A 22,903-nucleotide genomic window follows, 5' to 3' on the forward strand; every position below is an offset into this window, starting at 1 on the left:
TATAATTTACGTATGAATTAGACGTAATAAGTTATTGTGGACCATTTGTTGCGCTGTGTTTATAAATTCCGCTGCCGTTCGATATCCTTATCAAATACGGTGATGTGAATAACAATGAAGGGATATAGCACGCCGTGATTTTTATCACGTTATGTTTCAGGATGTTACAGTATCTGTCGCATGAGCTCGTAGGCTTTTTGTGCTGTAGCTGACGATCTAGGGCGCGTTACACCTTGCTTGTGTTGGAGTGGTATGCAAAAAATGCGCTAGGCGTTACTACTCGAAAATTAATAATTCTTAATATAGGAAATGCAATGTCTGGAATGCTTCCCCCAGCGCTTCAACAGGATTTGGCCCGTTTTGAGCGTGCGTTGTTACAGTTAGCGTATGTGCTGTCATTAGATTTGTCGCAATTTGAAGCGGATCATGTTGCGCTGCGCTGCAACCAAAATACGACGGCTGCGCAATGGAAAGAAACGTTATTAACGTTGGGGGTATTAATTTCTGAAAATCAAATTAACGGGCGCCCTATTTGCCTTTTTTTGCTTAACGAAAAAATAACCATCAGCCCGTTGAGCATTGACTGTATTGAATTACCCTGGCCTGGTCAGCATTTTTATCCCACTGAAGGTTGGGAGTATGTCGAATTAGTATTAGCCGGCAGTCCTGAGACCTTGCATGCACGCGCTCTGGATTGTCTTTCCGATAGTGCGCTGGCTTCACCGCGCATTACCCTAAAGTTCAGCCAACCAGGCAGCGATAAAGAACGCTTGCCCAATCCCACGTTAGCCGTGAGCGATGGGACAGTCACTATCAAGTTTCATCCGTATTCAATCCGTGAAGTCATTGCCAGCGAGCAGGAGTAAGCCTGGGCCTGATACTGGCTGAAAGCTTTTGGTAAAATTTGTGTGAAGCGTCATGGATAGCATTGGGGCAATCCTGCCCTCTGTGACTCGGCTCTCCTTTGCATTTTTATTCAGATGCCATATTTATCCTAAAGCCATAACGTGCTAGTTGATGGTGCAATGGTAACAGCGCAATGTGACGCAGGCGAGAGAGATAAAATGTCAAAGTTGGAAGTATGCTGTTACAGCGTTGATTGCGCACTCACGGCGGAACTGGCGGGAGCAGACAGGATTGAGCTCTGTGCTGGCCAGCGTGAAGGCGGTCTGACGTCCAGCTATGGTGTTCTGGCCGAGGCTAGGAGCAGGGTGCGGCTGCCGGTTCATCCTATTGTACGCCCGCGCGGCGGGGATTTTTGCTACAGCGACAGTGAGTTTCGTACCATTCAGTACGATATTCAGCGCATTAAAGAAATGGGTTTTCCCGGTGTAGTGGTCGGAGGGTTAGATGAAGAAGGGCATATCGATCTGCCGCGTATGAAAGTCTTGATGGCATTGTGTGGGGGGATGGCAGTGACATTCCATCGCGCCTTCGATCTGTGTCTCAATCCGCATATGGCGCTGCAACAGCTCACCGATTTGGGCGTGGTGCGCGTGTTGACATCCAGCCAGCAGCAAGCTGAAAACGGATTAACATTATTGCGTGAACTAATACGAGCGAGTCGTGGTCCAATCATTATGGCGGGAGCAGGCGGAACGTTTGACCAACCTGCATAAATTTCAGCGAAGCGGTATTCAGGAATTGCACAGTTCTGCCGGACACTGGATTCCTTCGGTGATGCGGTTTCGCAAAGTGGTTGTCTTGATGTGTTCAGACGCTGAAAGCGATCTGGACGAATTCAGCCACTATTGCGTCGACGGCGACATCGTTGCTGAAATGAAGCGCGTACTGAATGCGGGGTGCCAGACAGTCCCTGTCCCCTGATGACGCGGAAAATTCGCCCAACGAGTCCTTTACCGCGCAGCATCCCTTCGGGTTTGCTTGCGAGTACCAAGCCCCGGCGTGTTGCCGGGGCTTTTTTTTCTGATACATTGCCTCTAAACCATTATGCCAGTGGAGCAAAAGACATAAGATAAATAATGAGCAAAATTTTCGTCTGCTAACGTGCAAGTAAACAGGGCAACGAGGATCAGGTTTTTTACGGCCTGGAGTGCGAAAACTCATTTAATAGACACCCACAACGAAGTGTTTTTTCTTAAATTATCCCATTGAGTATACAATTATTGGTCCTGAATAATCAGTATTTCGCTCGGCGAGGCGCAATTTCTGAAAGGTTTCTACTGAAAGTGGGTTGCCAAGAAGATCAATATCGGCTTTAGGTGAAAAATTCATGATGCTGTCAGGTATTTCTTTTATTTGATTATATCTTAAGTCAATATACTTGGTCTTTGTAGAGAATTCGCATAAGATATGGTCAATTTTATTATAGCTTAAATTTATTCTTTTTAGTTTATGAGGGCAGTTTGTAATTGCCCCTTCAATGCTATTTTTACTTAGGTCTAAATATTTTACGAAAGCATTTTGGCATAGATATAATTCAGAGATGCTTTCGGGTAGGTTTTTAGGCAACGATGTCAGGTTATTATTATAAAGCGATAAGAATGTGAGGTTTTTAGGAAGGGTCTCGGGTAAAGTCGTCAGACAATTGTTGATTGCGTATAGTTGTCGAAGGTTTTCAGGGAGTCGGGTTGGTAATTTATCGAGTTGATTGTTGCAGACATTTAGCTCTATAAGTTGATCGGGGATAATCTCGGGTAATGAACTTAGTTCAAGATTTGCTAAGTCAAGAGGAGTGCTTCCCCTTTCAAGGCAATCTTGCATTCTCAAAATTGCGACGTTCCGTAGCTCACCTCCACCTTGAGGAGCAGTGTTCTCCCATGTTGACCAGATAGCTTGATACTGCTCCTTACTCGGTTCAGTTTGCGTAGATTGAGAAACACTACCTGCCTGAAAGGAAGGTGTAGTTTCAAAATTATCTATTTGCGGTGTGACATGTAATAAATTGGTACTAGTAATATAATCCATGATTTTTACTCGTCAATATAATATAAGGTTGTCATGTTACGCATCCCTCGTTGAATTCAATATCAAAAAAACAATTAGGAGAAATAGATCTAAAGTTGAGGGTTGTTTTAATTATTTTAAAAATGTATTTACTGACGCTATTGTAGGTTTTAAGCAATTGCGAAGGGAAAGCATTCCGGAATGGGTTATTTTGGGTTAGGGTTGTTATGTTTTTATACTTAATGCTGTCAGGAATGCGTTGTAAATTATTATTTCTAAGGTCTACGTATTGAATAGAACATGGGAAGGATTTGGGAAGGTGGTTTATTGAATTGTTTTTTAAATTCAGATGTCTGATTGAACATGGAAGCTTACTTGGTAAAGTATTTAATTGATTGCCCTTCACGTTAAGATACTCAATGGAATCGGGAAGATTATCGGGCAGGTTGCTTAATAGATTGTTTTCAGGTTTATATATTTGATTGAGTTAGGTAATCTATCTGGTAGTCTATGGATTTTATTGTTCCGTAGTTTTAGACATTAAAGTGAATTCGGTAAATTGTTCGGTAATTTATTGGGGCGATTAAAACCCAAGTTTAGCTGTTCAATTGACGTTGGCAAGTTATCAGGAAGATTGTCTAATTTATTATTTCTTAAATCCAGGTGCTGTATGGAATTAGGTAAGTTATCAGGTAGACTACGTAATTCGTTGAAGCGTAGATCGATAAACGTTATTGATTTTGGAAAAAATTGAGGTAATTGATGTAATTTATTGAAACTTAAGTTTACATATTGGATTAAGGGGGGTAGGTTGTCTGATAAAACGTTTATTTTGTTATAGTGCAAGTCCAAATAGAGAAGTGAATTAGGAAGGTTATTAATCTCACCATTTAGTTTGTTAGATTTCATAAACAGGTGCGAGATAGATGCAGGCAATCTTTGGGGAAATTTATCAAAATCATTGTCAGATAGATTTAGTATGGATAAATTTTTTGGTAAATTGTTAGGTAGCGTGGTAAGTGTATTACGGCTAGCGTCTAGTTCTCTAAGTTCTTTAGGTAGATTATCAGGTAAATTGCATAAAAAGTTTCTTGATATATTCATCTTCTTGATGTGCGCAGGGATGTTTTCAGGTAATGAACTCAGATTCAATTTGCTTAGATCAAGAAAGTCATTATTCCTTTCGAGAGCGTCATGTATTCGTGCCACTGCCACGTCTCGTTGTTCACCTAAACCTGCTGGGGCATTTTTTTCCCATGAAGTCCAGATAGCATAATACTCTTCATTTCTAGGCGATGATGCCACAACGCGAGAACATCTATTCGAACTTGCAGTAGGCAGTGCTGGCGTTGTGTTCATTAACGATGCTGAATGTGAGATCGCGTTATTTTTAATCCTGAACATAGTAATCCCCAGCACAAATTGAGTTTCCTTTACTATGTTCTCCTACGCAGGGGGATGAGTGATATCAAAAAAGGGAATTACTTGGATTATATGATTTCCCATACAGTTACGAGCTGTGCAACAAATATGTGATTGCCAAGATTTCTTTAAAAAGCGTACCACTGTAAAAATTCAATGCAGTGCATCACAACCCCCGACCAGAAGGTCGGGGATGATAATCGCGATGATTATTTACTCTGCTTGCATTGAAAACTACACTATGAATTCCGCCAAACCGGACGCCCATTATTGTTCACGGCCCAATGCGCTTTTCGGGGCGTGAGGCAAACCCCGCCTACCCAGCGAGACTGTGATGCAAAATCAAGCCAGTAAGCGCTGCCTTGAAGTATGTTATGGCCGAGCGGCGTTAATTCCATCGTATGCAGGGCTTCTGCATCTGCTGCTGTATTGATACGTAATAGTGGGTTTGCACCTGTTATCAACGGTCTGATGGCGGAATAGAACATCATGTCCCCCATATAAGGCAGTGGATCACGATGGCTGATCAGTTCTCTGAATATATTTCTGAGACTGATAGGGCCCGATTGTGCAATACAGTGTAATGACAGACGTTCGGTCAGAGAAAGACCGGCTTTGACACCTGGCAATTCTTGCGATAATCGGCGCAAGGAACGCGAAAGATAAGGCAATGCGGCGTGTTCACGCTGAGCAAGCGTAAAGAGCTCTGCCGGCGAAGACGCGCACCAGGCAGACCAAGCTTGGTACGCCAGTGCTATAGCATCGGCAGGCACCGTCTTGCGTTGCGTCCAGAGCCAGGCCAATACATCGGGTGATAACTGCCCCAGTCCAATAAAACGCTTCACGCCGGGTATATTGTCAACGGCGATAAGCTCGAGCTTCTGTGGTTGTTTTGCGAGTGTTGAGAGTGTGCGGACCAGAAACAACTGGTCGTAAGGGCCGGCTTCGCACCACAGCACTGCATGTTCAGCATGAGATAAACGTTGCCACTGCGCCTGCTCCTCGTCAAAACGACGGGTGACGTCATCGGCGTCCAACTTAAATGCCTGCTGGATAAACGTGCAGCGCGCCAAGCGGTAGTCGGCAAAGGGGATGTCCTGAACGGGCCCCATAGACAGTGGGTCTGTATAGCTATGAAATGTGCCGTGAAAACCCGCGAGTCGCAGACTGTGTTCAATATCATTGCCGCAACGCCAGTGCTGGGTTTTGCTTTCATCATCAGCAGCGAAATGGGGATGACGCCGGGCAAATGCGATGGCATCAACATGCGCTTTGAGCTTCGGCCAACTGTCAAACCCTACATCACGCGCGATTAACCACTGTGCTCTGGCAAGGGTTACGTCGGACGTTGGATTAAGGCGATGAAGCAGCCCTAATTTTTCTGGCTCAAGGTCAGCTTTGAGACGTTGCAACAGTTCTTTTGCGCGTTTGCGCTGTTGAACCAGACTGATGTGACCATTACTTATCGGATGTACAGACATACGAACTCCTTTCCAATACCTTATCCGCATTCAGGTGGTGAGTCGTAACCTTTAGGTTGCCTACTTGTCTTGGGCGCAGTCCTTTCCGCGGATGGCGGAGCAGATAACGCCGGACCATCACTATATCCTGCGAGCGGGATGGCTGAAATACGCACTTGGGTTAATGTCGCTGAAATATTATAAAGACGTTTTTTCTATCTCTAGATTAATTACCGTTCGCTTAGTGATATCAAAAGCACGGATATTGATTCCACAACTCATGAATATTAAAACTTTCTAAAAAAACGCTTGGCTTATTTGGCTATTTTGTCCGCGCTACGTTTGACCTCATTTTCAACTCAATCAATTTCTTTTCCAATTCGTTCACCGATACCGGTATTTTTACTCTCGCTCGACTGCGTTAATTTATCAATCTCATCTTTTAATTGATTGAGTTGAACATAATTATCGGCGTTATCTTCACCGATCTCAATATTATCCATAATCGTATTTATCGTCGTGGCAACTGTTTTCAATAATCCATTGAGACTGTCACCGGTTTTGCTCAACGTAAGAATCTTTCCCTCATTTCTATCAAAAAATGATTTAAAACAATTTATTTCATAACTGGTTTGATCGGGCGTTATCGAAGATAATTTGTTTTTTATCAGATCGACTCTCGCCATGGAGGATGTGTTTTCTTGCGAGGAGCTCTGGGGGAAGAAATTGAATAAGTTGAAAGTGTAGCACTTGACGTGGACGGTAACATATTGATGACCTCCTGTTAATGAGTGGAGTCATGATATGAAGAAAACAATTATTTTTATATCAGGTTATCGCCTTGTTTCATGTAACGCGATTATGCATTATGAAATTTTCCGAAAGCAAATAAAAAGCGCAGTTAGAAATATCAAAAAGCAGATTCTGGACCGGGACCCGATGTTGCGATAAATAGAAAGTAAAACCCCGGCGCGAAGCCGGGGCGAGATGCTACGGATTACGTGCCACAATCACGGTACGCAATGGTGCGGGGTAACCTTCGCAGGTTTTGCTGCGATCGTTAGGATCGAGAAAATCGGCCAGTGATTCTGTGGTCATCCATGAGGTTCTGCGCTGTTCCTCGAGGGTAGTGACGTACTGATCGACGATACGCACATCGACAAAACCGCACTTTTCCAACCAGCGTACCAGCGCCGGAGCTGAGGGTATAAAGTAAACATTGCGCATTTGCGCGTAACGCTCGCCAGGCACTAGCACGGCATTCTCATCGCCCTCGATAACCAGAGTTTCCAGCACCAGTTCTCCGCCGGAAACCAACTTATTTTTCAACTGCCACAGATGATCGAGCGGCGAGCGGCGATGGTAAAGCACGCCCATAGAGAACACGGTATCAAAGGCAGCGAGTTCCGGCAGTTGTTCGATACCAAGCGGTAAGACATGCGCACGTTGATCGTTACCAAGCAGCTTGCGTACGGCTTCAAATTGGCAGACGAAAAGCTGCATCGGGTCGATCCCCACAGCCAGATGCGCACCGGCACCAACCATGCGCCATAGGTGATAACCGCTGCCGCAGCCGACATCCAATACCAGACGACCCTGCAAGGCGCTGATATGCGGCGTTAGCCGCTCCCATTTCCAATCGGAGCGCCATTCGGTGTCGATATTGACACCGTAAAGCGAATAGGGGCCTTTACGCCACGGCATCAGTTGACGCAGGCGCACTTCCAGCCCTTCACGCTGTCCATTGCTGAGATCCGGCTGTAACACCGCGGTGACGCTGTGTAGCACATCTAGCTGCGAGGGCGTTAGTTCAGGCAAGGCTTCAACGGCATTGAACCATTGCTTAAATTTGCCGTGCAGTGATTCCCGTTGCCATGCACTCAGTTGGGCTGGCAGCGTATTTAACCAATGGCTCAATGGGCCTTTCGCGATAAGCTGATAAAAATTGCCGAAATCGATCACGCCTTATCCTCAGCTTTTAGCGCCAGTAACGAACCAAAATTAAAGCATTGGAACCACACTTCGCTGTGTTGAAATCCAGCGTGCGCCAGTCGAGATTTATGGGTCTCCACCGAATCGGTCAGCATGACATTTTCCAGCATATTGCGCTTTTGGCTGATCTCTAATTCGCTGTAGCCATTTGCGCGTTTGAAATCGTGGTGCATGTTGAATAACAGCTCACCCACTTTGCTGTCTTCAAAGCTGAACTTCTCCGATAAAACCAGCGCACCACCGGGGTTCAAGCCTTGATAGATACGCGTTAACAGCGTTTGCCGTTCTTCCGGTGCCAGGAATTGCAAGGTGAAATTGAGTACCACCAGGGAGGCATTTTCGATGACGATGTCACGAATATCTGCTTCGATGACCTTGACGGGAGTGGCTGCGCGAAAAGCATCAATGTGGCGGCGACAGCGTTCAATCATCGCGGGTGAGTTGTCAACGGCGATAATGTTGCAACCCGTGGTGTGAATATTACGCCGCATCGACAGCGTAGCGGCACCCAGCGAGCAGCCTAGATCGTAAATCTGAGTATCTGGTTTGACGAAACGTTCGGCCAACATGCCGATCATGGAAATAATATTCGAATAACCGGGGACGGAGCGCTGAACCATATCGGGAAAGACTTCAGCGACGCGTTCGTCAAAGGTCCAATCACCGAGGTGGGCTATGGGAACAGAAAAAAGCGTATCGCGATTTGGCATGATGGACACGAAATTACAGTGCGGTTAATAAAAAAGGTGGGACAGTCTAGCAAATACGGATAAGGAAGTCTGTTTCCTTGCGGCGCGCCACAGTACATACGGCGGCGCACCAATATCACACGCGCGGTTAATAGAGCGTGAGCACCAATTCCCAGGGAAGGTAGTAAAGATTGAACAGCGACATCAATACCAGTGAGGCGTAGGTAGCGGCCATTCCGGTACGACGCCAGCGGAATTCACGTTGACGCAAGCCCACGTAGTGAAAGAGCCGGCCAATAATCAACAAAATACCGCACAGGTGAATCATGGCGATCAAGGCACCGTTCATTTCCATCAGCACCAGAAGAATAGCGCCGATGGGGAGGTATTCTACGGCATTGCCATGCACCCGAATGGCTGTCTGTAATTCATAAAAGCCACCGTCTCCGTAAGCTACGCGGTATTGCATACGCAGTTTAACCACATCGAGAGACAGTTTTACCAGCAACAATGCGCCAAGCACCACATAGAGCGCGTTTACCATGTTCCACTCCATTGTCGGGCAAACATTGCCTGACAGAAAATATTAACCGACTTCGGCTGGTAGAATGATAACTGTCTGCTGTCAGACTGTCGCCTGTAATGTCTGCTTTTTTAAAAAAAGCAGTTCAAAACCTGAAGTTATAATAAAAAATGCTAAAAAAAGCCTTTTAATACGTTGCTGTTTTATATTTGTTTAAAATAAGGCGTCCTGTTGCGGCCAGTCAGGGCGCGGCGGGCAGGCAGCGATAACCGGCTCTAATAACGGCCATATCGCCAGTGCCAGCGGGAGTACATTGCCAATGTCAGGCGTATGGATAAACAGATACGGAGAATGTTCCTGCCAGACCTTCAGTTTATCAATCCAGGGAGCAAACCAGCGCAAATTGTCTGCAATATCTTCATTGCCAATAAAACGGATGGCTGGGTGCTGTGCGGTCAACAGCGCATGAATCGGCAAACGCGGTTTTTTTCGCTGGGCTTCCAGCAGAGCGGGTGTATCCGGCCGCGCGTGGTGCACTGGGCGACTGTCGAGCATGATCCTATCGATTGCACGCTGTGCAATCCCTTGGTTCAGTTGTCGTTCATCCTCACCTTTGGCAAAAAATGCAAGGTGGCGAACTTCGACGCCGTAGCTGAATTCCTGCGGCAGCGTATCGAGAAAACGCCATAAATCGGGGAGTTGCTCGGGCGAAAAGGCTGCAGGAAGCTGCAACCAGAATTGTCCAACACGCGAGGCGAGCGGTTGCAGGCAATGAAAAAACTGACGCGTTTCCTCTTCACAGTGGCGTAACCCTGCCTGATGACTAATGGTGGCAGGACATTTGAAACAGAAACGGAAACTGTCAGAGATCATGTCCCGCCAACGCAATACGCTGTTGGCACTGGGCAGCGCATAAAACGTGGTGTTACCTTCAACACAGTTGAAATATCGCGCGTAATAAGCGAGCGTGCGCAGTCCGAACTTGTGCCACGCGGGATGTTGCCATTGTGGTAAGCCAATAAACATTCCGTTGCAACCCATTAACAGAGTGAAGAACAGTAAAACATTTTTTTAACCGAGAGGGAATTCTCACAATTCTTGCGACATATCACTGCCCGGAAACCGCTTCACTCTTATCGTTCCGGGGAATATCCTTTATAATAGCCGCCTTTTTTACTGAACAGCAATCCAGAACAACCATTCCGCGCAAAAAACACCGTTGTGACCTGATGCGTGGGGAAATGCCGCTGTGTGTGGAACCCGTGTGTTTTATAGAACCGGTGGGTTTTATGGAGCCTGAGTTTGCGCTCACTGTGACGATGCGGTCTGGCCGGTGCTCTCAGGCGTGGTTGTTGTAGGTGCGATTATATCTCGTTGAGATGATTTCTAGCGTGATTGCTCAAAAGGACATCGTAATGCGTACTGAATATTGTGGACAACTGAACGCGTCCCATGTGGGCCAGGAAGTGACATTGCGCGGTTGGGTTAACCGTCGCCGCGATCTGGGTGGTTTGATTTTTATCGATATGCGTGACCGCGACGGCGTGGTCCAGGTGTTTTTCGACCCCGATCGGCAGGATGCTTTCACTTTGGCGTCAGAACTGCGTAACGAATTCTGCATTCAACTGACCGGTGTGGTACGTGCGCGCCCTGAAAGCCAGGTGAATAAGGATATGTCTACGGGCGAAGTGGAAGTGTTTGCGACCGCGCTGACGATTATCAACCGCTCAGAGCCGCTGCCGCTGGATGCTAACCAAACCAACACCGAAGAAGCGCGTTTAAAATACCGCTATCTTGATTTGCGCCGCCCTGAAATGGCGACGCGGTTAAAAACTCGCGCGCGTATTACCAGTTTTGTGCGTCGCTTTATGGACAGCCACGATTTTCTGGATATTGAAACGCCGATGCTGACCAAAGCCACGCCTGAAGGAGCGCGTGATTACCTGGTACCAAGCCGAGTGCACAAGGGCAAATTCTATGCGCTGCCGCAATCGCCACAGCTGTTCAAGCAATTGCTGATGATGTCCGGTTTCGACCGTTACTACCAGATTGTTAAATGCTTCCGTGATGAGGATCTGCGTGCGGATCGCCATCCGGAATTTACCCAGATCGACGTCGAAACCTCCTTCATGACGGCACCGCAGGTGCGTGAAGTGATGGAAAAACTGGTGCGCGAACTGTGGCAAGAAATTTTAAGCATCGATCTGGGGGATTTCCCGATCATGACGTTTGCTGAAGCCATGCGTCGTTTTGGCTCCGACAAACCTGACCTGCGTAACCCGTTGGAACTGGTTGATGTCGCCGATCTGCTCAAAACGATCGACTTTAAAGTGTTCTCCGGTCCGGCTAACGATGCCAAAGGTCGTGTGGCGGTGATTCGCGTTCCGGGCGGTGCACAATTGAGCCGCAAACAGATTGATGAATACGGCAAATTTATCGAGATCTACGGTGCCAAGGGTCTTGCCTATATTAAAGTGAACGAGAAAGCGAAAGGGCTCGAAGGCATTTCCAGTCCGGTGGCTAAATTCATGAATGAAACGCTGCTGGCAGCGCTGTTGGAGCGCACTGCAGCCGAAGACGGAGACATTCTGTTCTTCGGTGCAGATAGCGCGAAAGTGGTGACGGATGCATTGGGTGCGCTGCGTCTTAAACTGGGACGCGATCTCGGCCTGACCAATCTGGCAAGCTGGAAACCGCTGTGGGTCATCGACTTCCCGATGTTTGAAGACGATGGCGAAGGCGGGTTGGCCGCCATGCACCACCCGTTTACTTCACCGCGAGATATGACGCCTGAAGCCCTGGAAAGTAACCCTGTTTCCGCCATCGCTAACGCGTACGATATGGTACTGAACGGCTATGAAGTAGGCGGTGGTTCCGTGCGTATTCACAGCAGCGCAATGCAACAGACCGTGCTCCGTATTCTGGGGATCAACGAGCAGGAACAGCGTGAAAAATTTGGCTTCCTGTTGGATGCATTGAAATACGGTACACCGCCGCATGCTGGTCTGGCGTTCGGTCTGGACCGTCTGGTGATGTTGTTGACCGGTACTGAAAACATTCGTGACGTGATCGCTTTCCCGAAAACCACCGCAGCAGCCTGTCTGATGACGGAGGCACCGAGTTACGCCAACCCGGCAGCCTTGGAAGAGCTGTCTATTGCTGTGGTGACGAAAGCAAAACCTGTGCAGGATGCGGAGTAACCGCCGATGGCTTATAAGCGTCCCGTTTCGGCCCTGATCGTTATTTATGCTCAGGATACAGGACTGGTGCTGATGCTTCAGCGTCGCGACGATCCCGATTTTTGGCAGTCGGTTACCGGCGGTCTTGAGTAAGGTGAAACTACGGCGCTTACCGCGCAGCGCGAAGTGAAAGAAGAAGTTAACATCGATATCGCCGCTGAGGGATTATCACTGTTTGACTGTCAGCACTGTGTCGAGTTTGAGCTCTTTGCTCATTTGAGACGTCGCTATGCCCCTGGCATCACGCACAACATGGAACACTGGTTCTATCTGGCGTTGCCGAGTGAACGCGAGGTGATTCTCACCGAGCATCTTGCCTACCGTTGGTTAGCGGCGCCTGAGGCGGCGCAACTGACCAAATCGTGGGGCAACCGGCAGGCGATTGAATAATTTGTTATTTATCCGGCCTGAAGAGGCTTTTTTCGGAGATTTTTATGGCAGGTCATAGTAAGTGGGCCAACACAAAACATCGTAAAGCGGCACAGGATGCAAAACGCGGCAAAATCTTTACCAAAATTATCCGCGAACTGGTGACAGCGGCGCGTTTGGGCGGCGGTGATCCAGGCTCTAACCCGCGCCTGCGTGCGGCTATCGATAAAGCGCTCTCCAACAACATGACGCGCGATACCCTGAACCGTGCTATTGCGCGTGGTGTCGGTGGTGATGAAGACAACAACATGGAAACAATCATTTATGAAGGTTATGGTCCTGGCGGCACGGCGGTGATGGTGGAATGTCTGAGTGACAACCGTAACCGTACCGTATCCGAAGTACGCCATGCCTTTACCAAATGCGGTGGTAACCTGGGCACCGATGGTTCTGTTTCCTATTTGTTCACCAAAAAAGGCGTTATCTCTTATGCGCCAGGCTTGGATGAGGATCAGGTGATGGACGCGGCGCTGGAAGCTGGTGCGGATGACGTCGTGACCTACGACGACGGCGCGATTGACGTCTTTACGCCGTGGGAAACTTTCGGTCAGGTGAAAGATGCGCTGGATGCTGCCGGTCTGAAATCCGAATCCGCAGAAGTATCCATGATCCCGTCGACCAATGCCGACATGGATGCTGATACCGCACCGAAACTGATGCGTCTGATCGACATGCTGGAAGACTGTGATGATGTGCAGGAAGTGTATCACAACGGTGAAATTTCCGACGAGGTAGCGGCAACACTATAATGGTGTTTTCGCAGCTTGTGGTTAACGCGTCTTCAGGGGGCGATGTGCTATGGTGCTAATTCTAGGCATCGACCCCGGCTCACGCGTCACCGGATATGGCATCATTCGCCAGCAAGGGCGTCAGCTCAGCTATGTTGGCATCGGCTGTATTCGCACCGGGGTGGACGATCTCCCTACGCGATTGAAGCTGATCTATGCTGGGGTGAGCGAGATAATCACCCAGTTTCAGCCAGATTGTCTGGCGATAGAACAAGTTTTTATGGCCAAAAATGCGGATTCAGTCCTGAAACTGGGGCAGGCCCGCGGCGTGGCGATTGTGGCGGGTGTCAATCAAGGGTTACCCATTTTTGAATACGCTGCCCGGCAAGTAAAACAAACGGTTGTCGGCACTGGCGCGGCAGAAAAAAGTCAGGTGCAGCATGTGGTGCGTACCTTGCTAAAGTTGTCAGCGAATCCGCAGGCGGACGCCGCCGATGCGCTAGCTATTGCCATTACACACTGTCATTTGAGTCAGAATCTGACACGCATCGGCCCCGACAGGTTGAATTTAGTGCGCGGGCGGCTGCGTTGAACATCAGGCTGGATATTCATCCAGCCTTTTTTATGCTATAAGCTAGCAAAAAGGTTTTAACGTAACGAAAAGGAAGGTCAACGTGATTGGTCGTCTCAGAGGCATCATTCTGGAAAAACAACCGCCGCAGGTGCTGATCGAAGTCAACGGGGTTGGCTACGAGGTCCATATGCCGATGACCTGCTTTTATGAACTGCCCGATTTGCACCAGGAAGCGGTCATTTTCACCCAGTTTGTGGTGCGGGAAGATGCACAGTTATTGTTTGGTTTTAACAACAAGCAAGAACGTGCGTTATTTCGTGAGTTGATTAAAACCAACGGTGTTGGGCCGAAACTGGCGCTGGCAATCCTCTCAGGGATGTCCGCTCAGCAGTTCGTGAGCGCCGTTGAACGAGAAGAGATCGCTACGTTAATCAAACTGCCGGGGGTCGGTAAGAAAACGGCAGAGCGGTTGGTAGTAGAAATGAAAGACCGCTTCAAAGGCATGAGTGGAGACCTGTTTAATCCCGCGACCATTGATGTTCCTCTTAGCAGTTCAGCATCCACCGCAGCACCCGAAGAAGATGCGGAAAGTGAAGCGGCTTCAGCGCTGGTGGCTTTTGGGTATAAACCGCAGGAAGCCAGCCGGATGGTATCCAAAATCGCCCGACCCGGTGCGGACTGTGAGACGCTGATCCGCGAAGCGCTGCGCGCGGCACTGTAAGGGGATTGCCATGATTGAAGCCGACCGCCTGATCTCTGCGCAAGAAATGCCTGAAGAAGAGATCATTGACCGTGCGATCCGTCCGCGCATGCTGGCGGAATACGTCGGACAGCCTCAGGTGCGCGAGCAGATGGAAATCTTTATTGAGGCGGCACGCAAACGGGGTGATGCACTGGATCACTTGCTGATTTTTGGTCCGCCCGGTTTAGGAAAAACCACGCTCGCCAATATCGTTGCCAATGAGATGAACGTGAACCTGCGCACCACATCAGGCCCGGTGTTGGAGAAGGCCGGCGACCTGGCCGCACTGTTAACCAACCTTGAACCGCATGATGTGTTATTTATCGATGAAATCCACCGTTTGTCGCCCGTGGTGGAAGAAGTGCTCTATCCCGCGATGGAAGATTATCAACTGGATATCATGATCGGTGAGGGACCTGCCGCGCGTTCGATTAAACTCGATCTTCCCCCGTTTACTCTGATTGGCGCGACGACCAGTGCTGGCTCTTTGACGTCACCACTGCGCGATCGTTTTGGCATTGTGCAACGGCTCGAATTCTACAAGGTCGAGGATTTACAGCATATTGTCGGCCGCAGCGCGGCATGCCTTGGGCTGGATCTTACCGATGAGGGGGCGTTAGAAGTGGCTCGACGTTCCCGTGGCACGCCGCGTATTGCCAACCGTTTGCTGCGACGGGTCCGTGATTACTCAGAGGTAAAATCGAGTGGAGCCATTAATGCCGAAACTGCGAGGCTGGCGCTGGATATGCTGGCGATAGACACGGAAGGCTTCGATTATATGGATCGCAAACTGCTGCTGGCCATCATCGATAAATTTACCGGTGGGCCGGTGGGGCTGGATAATCTGGCGGCGGCCATCGGTGAAGAGCGGGAAACCATTGAAGATGTGCTGGAGCCTTACCTGATTCAGCAGGGCTTTATTCAGCGTACGCCGCGCGGGCGTATTGCCACCGCGCACGCATATCGCCATTTAGGTATCGATAGAACCTGACCCGCCTTCAGGCGGGTTGTTTGCGAATCAGACTCAGCATAAACAGAAACGAGGCGCTGAGCACCACAGAAGGGCCCGCTGGGGTGTTGTAAAAGGCGGAGAAGATCAGGCCGCCGGTCACGGCGAGCATCCCCAGTACCACAGCCAACCCCGCCATCTGCTCCGGTGTGCGCGCAAAACTGCGAGCGGTGGCGGCAGGAATGATCAGCAATGAGGTGATGATCAGCGCACCGACAAATTTCATTGCCAGCCCGATGGTCAACGCGGTTACCAGCATCAGGATTAAACGGGTGCGCTGTAAATTGACACCGTCTACGTGTGCCAACTCCTGGCTGATAGTCATGGAAAGCAATGAACGCCATTGCCAGCACATGATGGCAATCACCACCAGCACGCCCGGTCCAATCAACCACAAATCCTGCGTCGTTACCGACAGCAAATTACCAAACAGGTAGGCCATCAAGTCAACACGAATGTTGTTCATCAGGCTAACCACCACCAGCCCTAACGACAGCGCGCTGTGCGCCATGATGCCAAGCAGAGTGTCGATGGCAAGATATGGGCGTCGTTCAAGCCACACCAATCCCAGTGCCAGCAGTAGTGTTACCAGAATAACGGCGTAATAGATGTTGATATCCAACAGGAAACCGATGGCAACGCCCAGCAGAGAGGTATGGGCCAACGTATCACCAAAATAAGACATCCGTCGCCAGACCACGAACGAACCGAGTGGACCGGCCGCACATGCGAGAAAAATACCGGCCAGCCAACCGGGGAGCAAAATGTCAATCATGCGTCGTTGCCGCCCTGTTGTTTTAAAATAATGCGTCCGTTTAAATCGTGACGATGATTATGGTGGTGGCGATACACCGCCAGTTGCTCTGCGCCGCGTGGGCCGAACATGGCAAGAAATTGAGGATGCAGAGAGACGACCTCTGGCGCACCCGAACAGCACACATGCTGATTCAGGCACAGTACTTCGTCCGTTTTGGCCATCACCAAGTGCAAGTCGTGCGAAACCATCAACACGCCGCAGTTAGACTCCTGCCGCAACTGGTTGATAAGGTCGTACAGCGCCAATTGTCCGTTGACATCCACCCCCTGTGTCGGCTCATCCAACACCAGCAATTGAGGCTGATTGAGTAGCGCACGTGCCAGCAGCACCCGCTGAGTCTCGCCACCCGAGAGCTTTTGCATCGGTTGATCCAACAAATGAGCGGCCTGTACCCGCTTGAGCGCAGGCAAAATATACTGTTGCTTAACGCCGGGACGTAATCGCATAAAGCGACCCACGGTCAAGGGCAGGGTAGCATCCAGATGCAGTTTTTGCGGCACGTAGCCAATGCGTAAATTCGGTTGCTTGTGCAGGGTGCCTGCCGTGGGCGACAGCAGTCCGAGCACCACGCGTACCAGCGTGGATTTTCCTGCGCCATTGGGTCCAAGCAGCGTGAGAATGCGGCCCGATTGCAGGTTCAGCGAAATGTAGCTAAGCACGTTACGTTCACCAAAGGCGACGGAAATGCGATCGAGCGAAACGAGTGTCGACATAAAATTTAGTTTGCAGAGTGTCTGTGATGTTATAATATTACAAAATTAACGGTAAATGAATGAGAAAACACGCATGTCAGCCAGCTTCACACCGAAAAAATCGCCAAATGAACAAAAATTGAAAGCCCTATTTGTCGCGGGTGCACTATTCTTTGCGGGTATAACTGTTGAAAGTGCTCAGGCGGCGGTCGTTACTTCCGTTCGTCCTCTCGGGTTCATTGCGGCGGCCATCGCCGATGGGGTAACGCCAACGGAGGTGCTATTGCCGGATGGCGCATCGCCTCACGATTATGCCCTGCGCTCGAGCGATGTCCAGCGTTTACAGTCGGCAGAGCTGGTTATTTGGGTTGGGCCGGAAATGGAAGCGTTTTTAACCAAGCCGCTGGCATCCCATTCCGCCGCCCCGCAGATTTCGTTGGCAGGCTTGCCAGCCATTCAGAACGCGCTGATAAAAGAGAGTGGGCATCACGATGATGAGCATGCGGAAGAGCACGAGCATCATGACGCCGATCATCAACACGAGCATGGAAGTGCTGATGCTCACCACGACCATGGCGCAGATGAAGACGCCCATGAAGGGCATCACCATGGCGAGTACAATATGCACATTTGGCTGTCCCCAGAGATGGCAAAGCAGACTGCAATCGCAATTCATGCAAAATTATTGGAACTAATGCCACAAAAGAAAGACAAACTAGACGCGAATTTGCTTAATTTTACAGATCAACTCGCGCAGACAGAAGAAAAAGTTGTTAATATGCTGGCACCTGTCAAGGGGAAGGGTTACTTCGTGTTTCACGATGCCTATGGCTATTTTGAGAAGCGTTTCGGGTTAAGCCCGCTAGGCTATTTCACTATCAACCCAGCCATTCAACCCGGTGCACAGCGTTTACACCAGATACGAACACAACTGGTTGAGCAGAAGGCCGTGTGTGTCTTTGCTGAGCCACAATTCAGGCCAGCGGTTATCAACGCTGTTGCCAAAGGAACAGATGTACGCATTGGCGTACTGGATCCATCGGGAAGCAACATTGCGCTAAGTAAGGACAGTTATGCCGAGTTTCTGTTACAGCTGTCCGATCAGTATAGCCACTGTCTGGATAAGAGATCATGAGGATGCCGATAAGTGCAGCAGATAGTCCGAACTATCGCTATAGCGTATAACAACTTGCCGCGACCCCATCGCATAATGCTGGGGTCGTTGAGTGGCATCACCCTGGCCGTCGCCGTTTGGCGGCCCGTTGTCTATCCCCCCGCTGATGATACGCCTGTTACCGTCAAAGAAGCCCCGATTAACACTGCACCCACACCCATTCAAACCGTTACGCAACCGCAGACGCTCGCGCCTGAAGCCAGTGAGCCGATGGATAGCGAAAGCATTGGGCAATCGACGCCGCCAGTGGCGATTCCTGCGGATGAACTGGGTACTACCGGCAGTGATGACAGCAGCGTGCATGAGTATGTGGTGTCGACGGGGGATACGCTAAGCAGTATTTTAACCCAGTACGGCATAGATATGGTTGACGTGTCGCTGCTGGCTGATAAACACGACGACCTGCGTAATCTCAAAATCGGGCAGCAACTCTCTTGGGCGGTCAACGATGACGGTGAGTTGCAGAGCCTGACATGGCAGATTTCGCGCCGTGAAACCCGAATCTATGAGCGCGGTGATAACGGTTTTAAAGAACGCGTTGAGATGCAGAAAGGGGAGTGGCACAACCGCGTTATCAACGGTCGCCTGAGTGGCAGTTTTGTGCAGAGCGCCAAAGCGGCGGGGCTGACTGACAGTGAAGTCAGTGCGGTGATCAAGGCGCTGCAATGGCAGCTCGATTTCCGCAAACTGCGTAAAGATGATAATTTCTCAGTATTGCTGTCTCGGGAAATTCTTGATGGCCGCAGTGAGCAGAGCGAATTGATCGGTGTTCGTCTTAACACTGGCGATAAGGATTACTTTGCTATCCGCGCGGCAGACGGCAAGTTCTACGATCGGGAAGGCTCTGGGTTGACACGTGGCTTCATGCGTTTCCCTACCATGAAGCAATTCCGCGTCTCTTCGAATTTTAATCCGCGTCGCCTCAATCCGGTCACCGGGCGCGTGACGCCGCACCGCGGTGTGGACTTCTCCATGCCAGTAGGGACTCCGGTGCTGTCGGTTGGCGATGGTGAAGTGGTTGCCGCATCGCGCGGGCCGGATACTGGAAACTTCGTTGAGATCCGCCACGGGCGCCAATATACCACTCGCTATATGCACTTAAATCGCCTACTGGTTAAACCTGGGCAGAAAGTGAAACGCGGCGATCGTATTGCGCTCTCCGGCAATACCGGACGCTCAACTGGCCCACATTTGCACTATGAGTTCTGGATCAACCAGCAAGCGGTAAACCCGTTGACGGCGAAACTACCGCGCTCGGAAGGGTTGGCGGGTCAGGAGCGTCGCGAGTACCTGGCGCAGGTCAGAGAGGTGACTCTACAGCTCAAGTTTGATTAATATCTGGCATTGTTAATCTTCAGCCGACAGCAAGCTGTCGGCTGTTTTATTTATACCCGTCATGCGTTTATAGGTAAGATGATTGCAAAACCTGAGCGGACAATTATCATTACCCTATGTTGTATATGAAGAGTTAAGGCATGAATACAGAGAAAAAAAATAGCGCCGAGTTTATTCCGGAGTTCAAACGCGAATTTTATCTACCGCGTTATTGGGGAGTCTGGCTAGCCGCAGGAGCCATGGCGGCAACCGCTTATGTACCCGCTCGCTGGCGCGACCCGGTGTTGGGACAGTTGGGCAAGCTGGTAGGACGGTTTGCCAAAGGCGCGAGAAGAAGAGCCAGAATCAATCTGCTCTATTGTTTTCCTGAACTGTCCGAATCAAAGCGGGAAGCTATTATCGACAGGATGTTTGCTACCGCACCGCAGGCGATGGTGATGATGGCCGAGGTGGCGGTTCGTGGTCCGGCTTATGTGCAGAAAAAACTGCGCTGGCACGGTTGGGAAATCGTCGAAGCGCTTCAGCAGCAAGAGCGCAATATCATCTTTTTGGTGCCTCATGGGTGGGGTGTTGATATTCCCGCCATGCTGATCTCTGCCAAAGGCCAAAAAATTGCGGCAATGATGCATAATCAAAAAAATCCGCTGGTGGATTATCTGTGGAACAGCGCACGCCTTTGCACTAATGGTCGCGTTCATGCCCGAAATGATGGCATCAAGCCTTTTGTAAGTTCAATTCGTAATGGTTACTGGGGCTATTATCTGCCCGATCAGGATCACGGTCCTGAACACAGCGAATTTGTTGATTTTTTTGCCACCTACAAAGCTACCTTACCCGCTATAGGTCGTTTGATGAAGGTCTGTAAAGCCTCCGTGGTACCGCTGTTTCCGGTGTATAACGCCGCGGAAAGGGTACTGGATGTGGTGTTCCGTCCACCAATGGATGACTTATTTGAGGCGGATGACGTCCAGATTGCACGCCGGATGAATGAAGAAGTCGAGCAATTGGTCAGCCCGAACCCGGAGCAGTACACCTGGATTTTGAAGCTGTTGAAAACCCGCAAACCGGGTGAGACAGAACCCTACTGCCGGGACGATCTCTTTCGCGACTAAGTTGCTCTCTAGCCAACGCGGCAGTAACAGGCGCCAGCCTGTTACTGCGTATTCTGTATTACCCTCAGTTGTATCTCTTAGTACCCACTGCTAAATTACATGTTTTTTTAATTATAATAAAAATATTTTAACGCAACCCTCAAGTGTATCTATAAAATGTCGATAACCTTAATGCATTGAGCGTTACACAACTATGGACAATCTCGGCGCGCAGGTAGACTTGCGCGGTTTCCACGCAAGGAAGCATGGATTTGGTTCACTTCGATGAACCCCTAATCATTACCTTTCCAGGGCAAATATTATGAATTTTATCCGCGATACCAAAATAAGAACCATGCTGGTGCTTATCCTGATCCTGTTTTCCTTGCTGTGGGGCAGTGTTTCGGCGTTCGCGCTCTACTCGCTTAGCCAGCTTAACGATGAAATTGATCTCACCAACGTACAGCAAATTAACGGCGGCATTATCAATGGCGCCAGCGGTCAATATTACCGTGCGAAAAGCGCATTGGATCGCGCCGCTGAAGCGAAAACCAGCAACAACCCAACGTTACTCGCTACTGAATTGCGCACAGCAGAGGAAGAGTTGGTCCGTTTAAAACAGGGCCTGGACGCTTTTAAGGTGACCGATCACGCCAATATCAATAACGCGACGGTGGATGAAATCTATAACAGCTCCTATCGGCTGTATAGTCAGGCCATGATTCCGATGTATGAGGCATTGAAAGCCGATCGTGCGGATACCTTTCAACAGATCTCCAGCGGCGCTTATCGCGAACTGCGTAGTGATTTCACGACGGCTATCGACAAATACAACGCGGTTATCGCTGATTTAAAAGAGCAGGCACAGAAGCGCATTAGCGGTTGGGTGGGGTGGTGCAAACGTATCCTGATTGCTGCGCTGACCGTAGGCGCGGTAATTGTGGTATTGGCCGATCGCTATCTGGCGGCGTTCGTGGTTCGTCCGTTGGAGCGCATTCAGCAGCACCTGGAAGTATTAGCTGAGGGCATTTTACGTACGCCTTTGGAGCAGATGGGGAAAACTGTGTTGGCAGGTTGGCTCCTTTCGTTCAGCAAATGCAGAGCAACTGGGTGAAGACCGTATCGGATATTCGCGGTAGTGCAGAAGAAATTTACCGCAGCGCCGGGGAAATTGCGTCGGGCAACACCGATCTTTCATCGCGCACCGAAGAGCAGGCATCAGCCTTAGAGCAGACTGCTGCCAGCATGGAGCAGTTGAGCGCGGTGGTGAAACAAAATGCGGATAACGCCAATCAGGCCAGTCTGGTCGCGAAGAACGCTTCGCAGACCGCAAATGAAGGCGGTGATATCTTTAACGGCGTGATCAAAACCATGAGTACGATCAGCAGCAGCTCGCAAAAAATTGCCGATATCATTTCCGTGATTAACGGCATTGCCTTTCAGACCAACATCCTGGCGCTGAATGCGGTCGTTGAAGCCGCACGTGCAGGTGAACAAGGGTGAGGTTTTGCCGTAGTGGCTGGAGAGGTACGTAACCTGGCCCAGCGTAGCGCTCAGGCGGCAAAAGAAATTGAAACGCTGATCGATGAATCCGTCAATAATGTCAAAATTGGCTCGGATCAGGTGGTGCTGGCAGGCAGTTCAATGGAGAATATCGTCAAAGCGGTGACCAGTGTAACGGACATCATGGGTGAGATTGCTTCTGCATCGAGCGAACAGAGCAAAGGGATCAGCCAGGTAGGTCAGGCCGTGGTGGAAATGGATAGCGTGACACAGCAGAACGCGGCGTTGGTTGAACAATCTGCTTCCGCTTCTGCTTCGCTGGAAGAGCAGGCACGTTATCTCAATCAGATCGTTTCTATCTTCCAATTGGCGGCGGTGGGATCAGCGCCAAAAGCTGTGACGGTACGCAAACCGGTAGCCGCCGGACCTGTGCCGGTATTAGCGACGCAAAAACCTGCCTCCAAAGTGGAAGGAAATTGGGAAACGTTTTAAACGCAGTCGTTCGCAGTAAAAAAGTAATAAGAAACAGAGTGCCAGTTCCCGTCATCCTCGGCGAAAGTCGGGGATCTATGTTAGA

Annotated in this window: 19 protein-coding genes and 3 pseudogenes; 12 read left to right on the forward strand and 10 right to left on the reverse strand. The window is 49.6% G+C overall.

All coding sequences use genetic code 11. The annotated features are described in order from the left end of the window. Positions 1-323: 323 nt before the first annotated feature. A complete protein-coding gene (locus JZM30_RS10610) occupies positions 324-866 on the forward strand; it encodes a VOC family protein (RefSeq protein WP_252318829.1) in 543 nt (180 codons plus the stop codon). Positions 867-1,064: 198 nt separating this feature from the next. After that, positions 1,065-1,827 (forward strand): annotated as a pseudogene (gene cutC / locus JZM30_RS10615) (copper homeostasis protein CutC). Positions 1,828-2,103: 276 nt separating this feature from the next. Here cutC and JZM30_RS10620 read toward each other — a convergent pair. The 8 genes from JZM30_RS10620 to JZM30_RS10655 all read right to left on the reverse strand — a co-directional run bounded on the left by JZM30_RS10620 (position 2,104) and on the right by JZM30_RS10655 (position 10,019). Beyond that, the gene (locus JZM30_RS10620; protein ID WP_252318604.1) at positions 2,104-2,928 is read right to left on the reverse strand and encodes a leucine-rich repeat domain-containing protein; all 825 of its coding nucleotides are present in this window, start codon (positions 2,926-2,928) and stop codon (positions 2,104-2,106) included. A gap of 519 nt (positions 2,929-3,447) precedes the next feature. Next, complete coding sequence (locus JZM30_RS10625; RefSeq protein WP_252318606.1) at positions 3,448-4,326, reverse strand: leucine-rich repeat domain-containing protein; 879 nt, start codon at positions 4,324-4,326, stop codon at positions 3,448-3,450. Between the two features lie 242 nt (positions 4,327-4,568). Continuing rightward, positions 4,569-5,810 (reverse strand): DUF1835 domain-containing protein, encoded by a 1,242-nt coding sequence (locus tag JZM30_RS10630; protein WP_252318607.1) that lies wholly within the window; start codon positions 5,808-5,810, stop codon positions 4,569-4,571. A 338-nt stretch (positions 5,811-6,148) separates the two neighbouring features. Next, positions 6,149-6,475 carry a hypothetical protein gene (locus JZM30_RS10635; RefSeq protein WP_252318609.1) on the reverse strand — a complete coding sequence of 109 codons (327 nt, stop codon included), beginning with the start codon at positions 6,473-6,475 and terminating at the stop codon, positions 6,149-6,151. Between the two features lie 304 nt (positions 6,476-6,779). Next, positions 6,780-7,751 carry a tRNA 5-methoxyuridine(34)/uridine 5-oxyacetic acid(34) synthase CmoB gene (gene cmoB / locus JZM30_RS10640; protein ID WP_252318616.1) on the reverse strand — a complete coding sequence of 324 codons (972 nt, stop codon included), beginning with the start codon at positions 7,749-7,751 and terminating at the stop codon, positions 6,780-6,782. Next, entirely contained in the window at positions 7,748-8,491 is a 744-nt protein-coding gene (cmoA, locus tag JZM30_RS10645) for a carboxy-S-adenosyl-L-methionine synthase CmoA (RefSeq protein WP_252318617.1), read from the reverse strand. Before cmoA ends, cmoB begins: the two co-directional genes overlap by 4 nt. Before the next feature lie 127 nt (positions 8,492-8,618). Continuing rightward, positions 8,619-9,014 carry an MAPEG family protein gene (locus JZM30_RS10650; protein WP_252318618.1) on the reverse strand — a complete coding sequence of 132 codons (396 nt, stop codon included), beginning with the start codon at positions 9,012-9,014 and terminating at the stop codon, positions 8,619-8,621. Between the two features lie 192 nt (positions 9,015-9,206). Next, positions 9,207-10,019: a DUF72 domain-containing protein gene (locus JZM30_RS10655; protein ID WP_252318619.1), complete on the reverse strand. Its 813-nt coding sequence runs from the start codon at positions 10,017-10,019 to the stop codon at positions 9,207-9,209. Between the two features lie 389 nt (positions 10,020-10,408). Between JZM30_RS10655 and aspS the strand changes: the two genes are divergently transcribed. The 6 genes and pseudogenes from aspS to ruvB all read left to right on the forward strand — a co-directional run bounded on the left by aspS (position 10,409) and on the right by ruvB (position 15,696). Then, positions 10,409-12,193, forward strand: a complete 1,785-nt coding sequence (gene aspS / locus JZM30_RS10660) for an aspartate--tRNA ligase (protein ID WP_252318622.1) — start codon at positions 10,409-10,411, stop codon at positions 12,191-12,193. A gap of 6 nt (positions 12,194-12,199) precedes the next feature. Continuing rightward, positions 12,200-12,622, forward strand: a pseudogene (nudB, locus tag JZM30_RS10665) (dihydroneopterin triphosphate diphosphatase). A 44-nt stretch (positions 12,623-12,666) separates the two neighbouring features. Then, positions 12,667-13,410 (forward strand): YebC/PmpR family DNA-binding transcriptional regulator, encoded by a 744-nt coding sequence (locus JZM30_RS10670; protein ID WP_252318623.1) that lies wholly within the window; start codon positions 12,667-12,669, stop codon positions 13,408-13,410. A 49-nt stretch (positions 13,411-13,459) separates the two neighbouring features. Next, entirely contained in the window at positions 13,460-13,981 is a 522-nt protein-coding gene (ruvC, locus tag JZM30_RS10675; RefSeq protein ID WP_252318626.1) for a crossover junction endodeoxyribonuclease RuvC, read from the forward strand. 82 nt (positions 13,982-14,063) lie between these two features. Continuing rightward, positions 14,064-14,684, forward strand: a complete 621-nt coding sequence (gene ruvA, locus JZM30_RS10680; RefSeq protein WP_252318633.1) for a Holliday junction branch migration protein RuvA — start codon at positions 14,064-14,066, stop codon at positions 14,682-14,684. Between the two features lie 10 nt (positions 14,685-14,694). Then, positions 14,695-15,696 (forward strand): Holliday junction branch migration DNA helicase RuvB, encoded by a 1,002-nt coding sequence (gene ruvB, locus JZM30_RS10685; protein ID WP_252318641.1) that lies wholly within the window; start codon positions 14,695-14,697, stop codon positions 15,694-15,696. 7 nt (positions 15,697-15,703) lie between these two features. Here ruvB and znuB read toward each other — a convergent pair whose 3' ends face one another. Next, positions 15,704-16,489 carry a zinc ABC transporter permease subunit ZnuB gene (gene znuB, locus JZM30_RS10690; protein WP_252318647.1) on the reverse strand — a complete coding sequence of 262 codons (786 nt, stop codon included), beginning with the start codon at positions 16,487-16,489 and terminating at the stop codon, positions 15,704-15,706. After that, complete coding sequence (gene znuC / locus JZM30_RS10695) at positions 16,486-17,244, reverse strand: zinc ABC transporter ATP-binding protein ZnuC (protein ID WP_252318649.1); 759 nt, start codon at positions 17,242-17,244, stop codon at positions 16,486-16,488. Before znuC ends, znuB begins: the two co-directional genes overlap by 4 nt. Before the next feature lie 73 nt (positions 17,245-17,317). Between znuC and znuA the strand changes: the two genes are divergently transcribed. The 4 genes and pseudogenes from znuA to JZM30_RS23595 all read left to right on the forward strand — a co-directional run bounded on the left by znuA (position 17,318) and on the right by JZM30_RS23595 (position 22,818). Then, complete coding sequence (gene znuA, locus JZM30_RS10700) at positions 17,318-18,358, forward strand: zinc ABC transporter substrate-binding protein ZnuA (protein WP_252318652.1); 1,041 nt, start codon at positions 17,318-17,320, stop codon at positions 18,356-18,358. Between the two features lie 12 nt (positions 18,359-18,370). Continuing rightward, positions 18,371-19,732, forward strand: coding sequence for a murein DD-endopeptidase MepM (gene mepM, locus JZM30_RS10705; protein WP_252318654.1), 1,362 nt, complete (start codon positions 18,371-18,373; stop codon positions 19,730-19,732). A gap of 140 nt (positions 19,733-19,872) precedes the next feature. After that, on the forward strand, positions 19,873-20,844 hold the full coding sequence (gene lpxM, locus JZM30_RS10710; RefSeq protein ID WP_252318656.1) for a lauroyl-Kdo(2)-lipid IV(A) myristoyltransferase: 972 nt from the start codon (positions 19,873-19,875) through the stop codon (positions 20,842-20,844). 301 nt (positions 20,845-21,145) lie between these two features. Then, positions 21,146-22,818 (forward strand): annotated as a pseudogene (locus JZM30_RS23595) (methyl-accepting chemotaxis protein). Positions 22,819-22,903 lie beyond the last annotated feature (85 nt).

Source organism: Candidatus Symbiopectobacterium endolongispinus, assembly GCF_018777385.1.
Taxonomy (GTDB): Bacteria; Pseudomonadota; Gammaproteobacteria; order Enterobacterales; family Enterobacteriaceae; genus Symbiopectobacterium; species Symbiopectobacterium endolongispinus.

Excerpts from the sequence above, each read along its gene's own strand:
- JZM30_RS10610 (WP_252318829.1), top strand. The coding sequence starts at position 324 with ATGCTTCCCCCAGCGCTTCAACAGGATTTGGCCCGTTTTGAGCGTGCG.
- JZM30_RS10620 (WP_252318604.1), bottom strand. The coding sequence starts at position 2,928 with ATGGATTATATTACTAGTACCAATTTATTACATGTCACACCGCAAATA.
- JZM30_RS10630 (WP_252318607.1), bottom strand. The coding sequence starts at position 5,810 with ATGTCTGTACATCCGATAAGTAATGGTCACATCAGTCTGGTTCAACAG.
- JZM30_RS10635 (WP_252318609.1), bottom strand. The coding sequence starts at position 6,475 with ATGGCGAGAGTCGATCTGATAAAAAACAAATTATCTTCGATAACGCCC.
- cmoA (WP_252318617.1), bottom strand. The coding sequence starts at position 8,491 with ATGCCAAATCGCGATACGCTTTTTTCTGTTCCCATAGCCCACCTCGGT.
- JZM30_RS10650 (WP_252318618.1), bottom strand. The coding sequence starts at position 9,014 with ATGGTAAACGCGCTCTATGTGGTGCTTGGCGCATTGTTGCTGGTAAAA.
- JZM30_RS10655 (WP_252318619.1), bottom strand. The coding sequence starts at position 10,019 with ATGTTTATTGGCTTACCACAATGGCAACATCCCGCGTGGCACAAGTTC.
- aspS (WP_252318622.1), top strand. The coding sequence starts at position 10,409 with ATGCGTACTGAATATTGTGGACAACTGAACGCGTCCCATGTGGGCCAG.
- JZM30_RS10670 (WP_252318623.1), top strand. The coding sequence starts at position 12,667 with ATGGCAGGTCATAGTAAGTGGGCCAACACAAAACATCGTAAAGCGGCA.
- ruvC (WP_252318626.1), top strand. The coding sequence starts at position 13,460 with ATGGTGCTAATTCTAGGCATCGACCCCGGCTCACGCGTCACCGGATAT.
- ruvB (WP_252318641.1), top strand. The coding sequence starts at position 14,695 with ATGATTGAAGCCGACCGCCTGATCTCTGCGCAAGAAATGCCTGAAGAA.
- znuB (WP_252318647.1), bottom strand. The coding sequence starts at position 16,489 with ATGATTGACATTTTGCTCCCCGGTTGGCTGGCCGGTATTTTTCTCGCA.
- znuC (WP_252318649.1), bottom strand. The coding sequence starts at position 17,244 with ATGTCGACACTCGTTTCGCTCGATCGCATTTCCGTCGCCTTTGGTGAA.
- znuA (WP_252318652.1), top strand. The coding sequence starts at position 17,318 with ATGTCAGCCAGCTTCACACCGAAAAAATCGCCAAATGAACAAAAATTG.
- lpxM (WP_252318656.1), top strand. The coding sequence starts at position 19,873 with ATGAATACAGAGAAAAAAAATAGCGCCGAGTTTATTCCGGAGTTCAAA.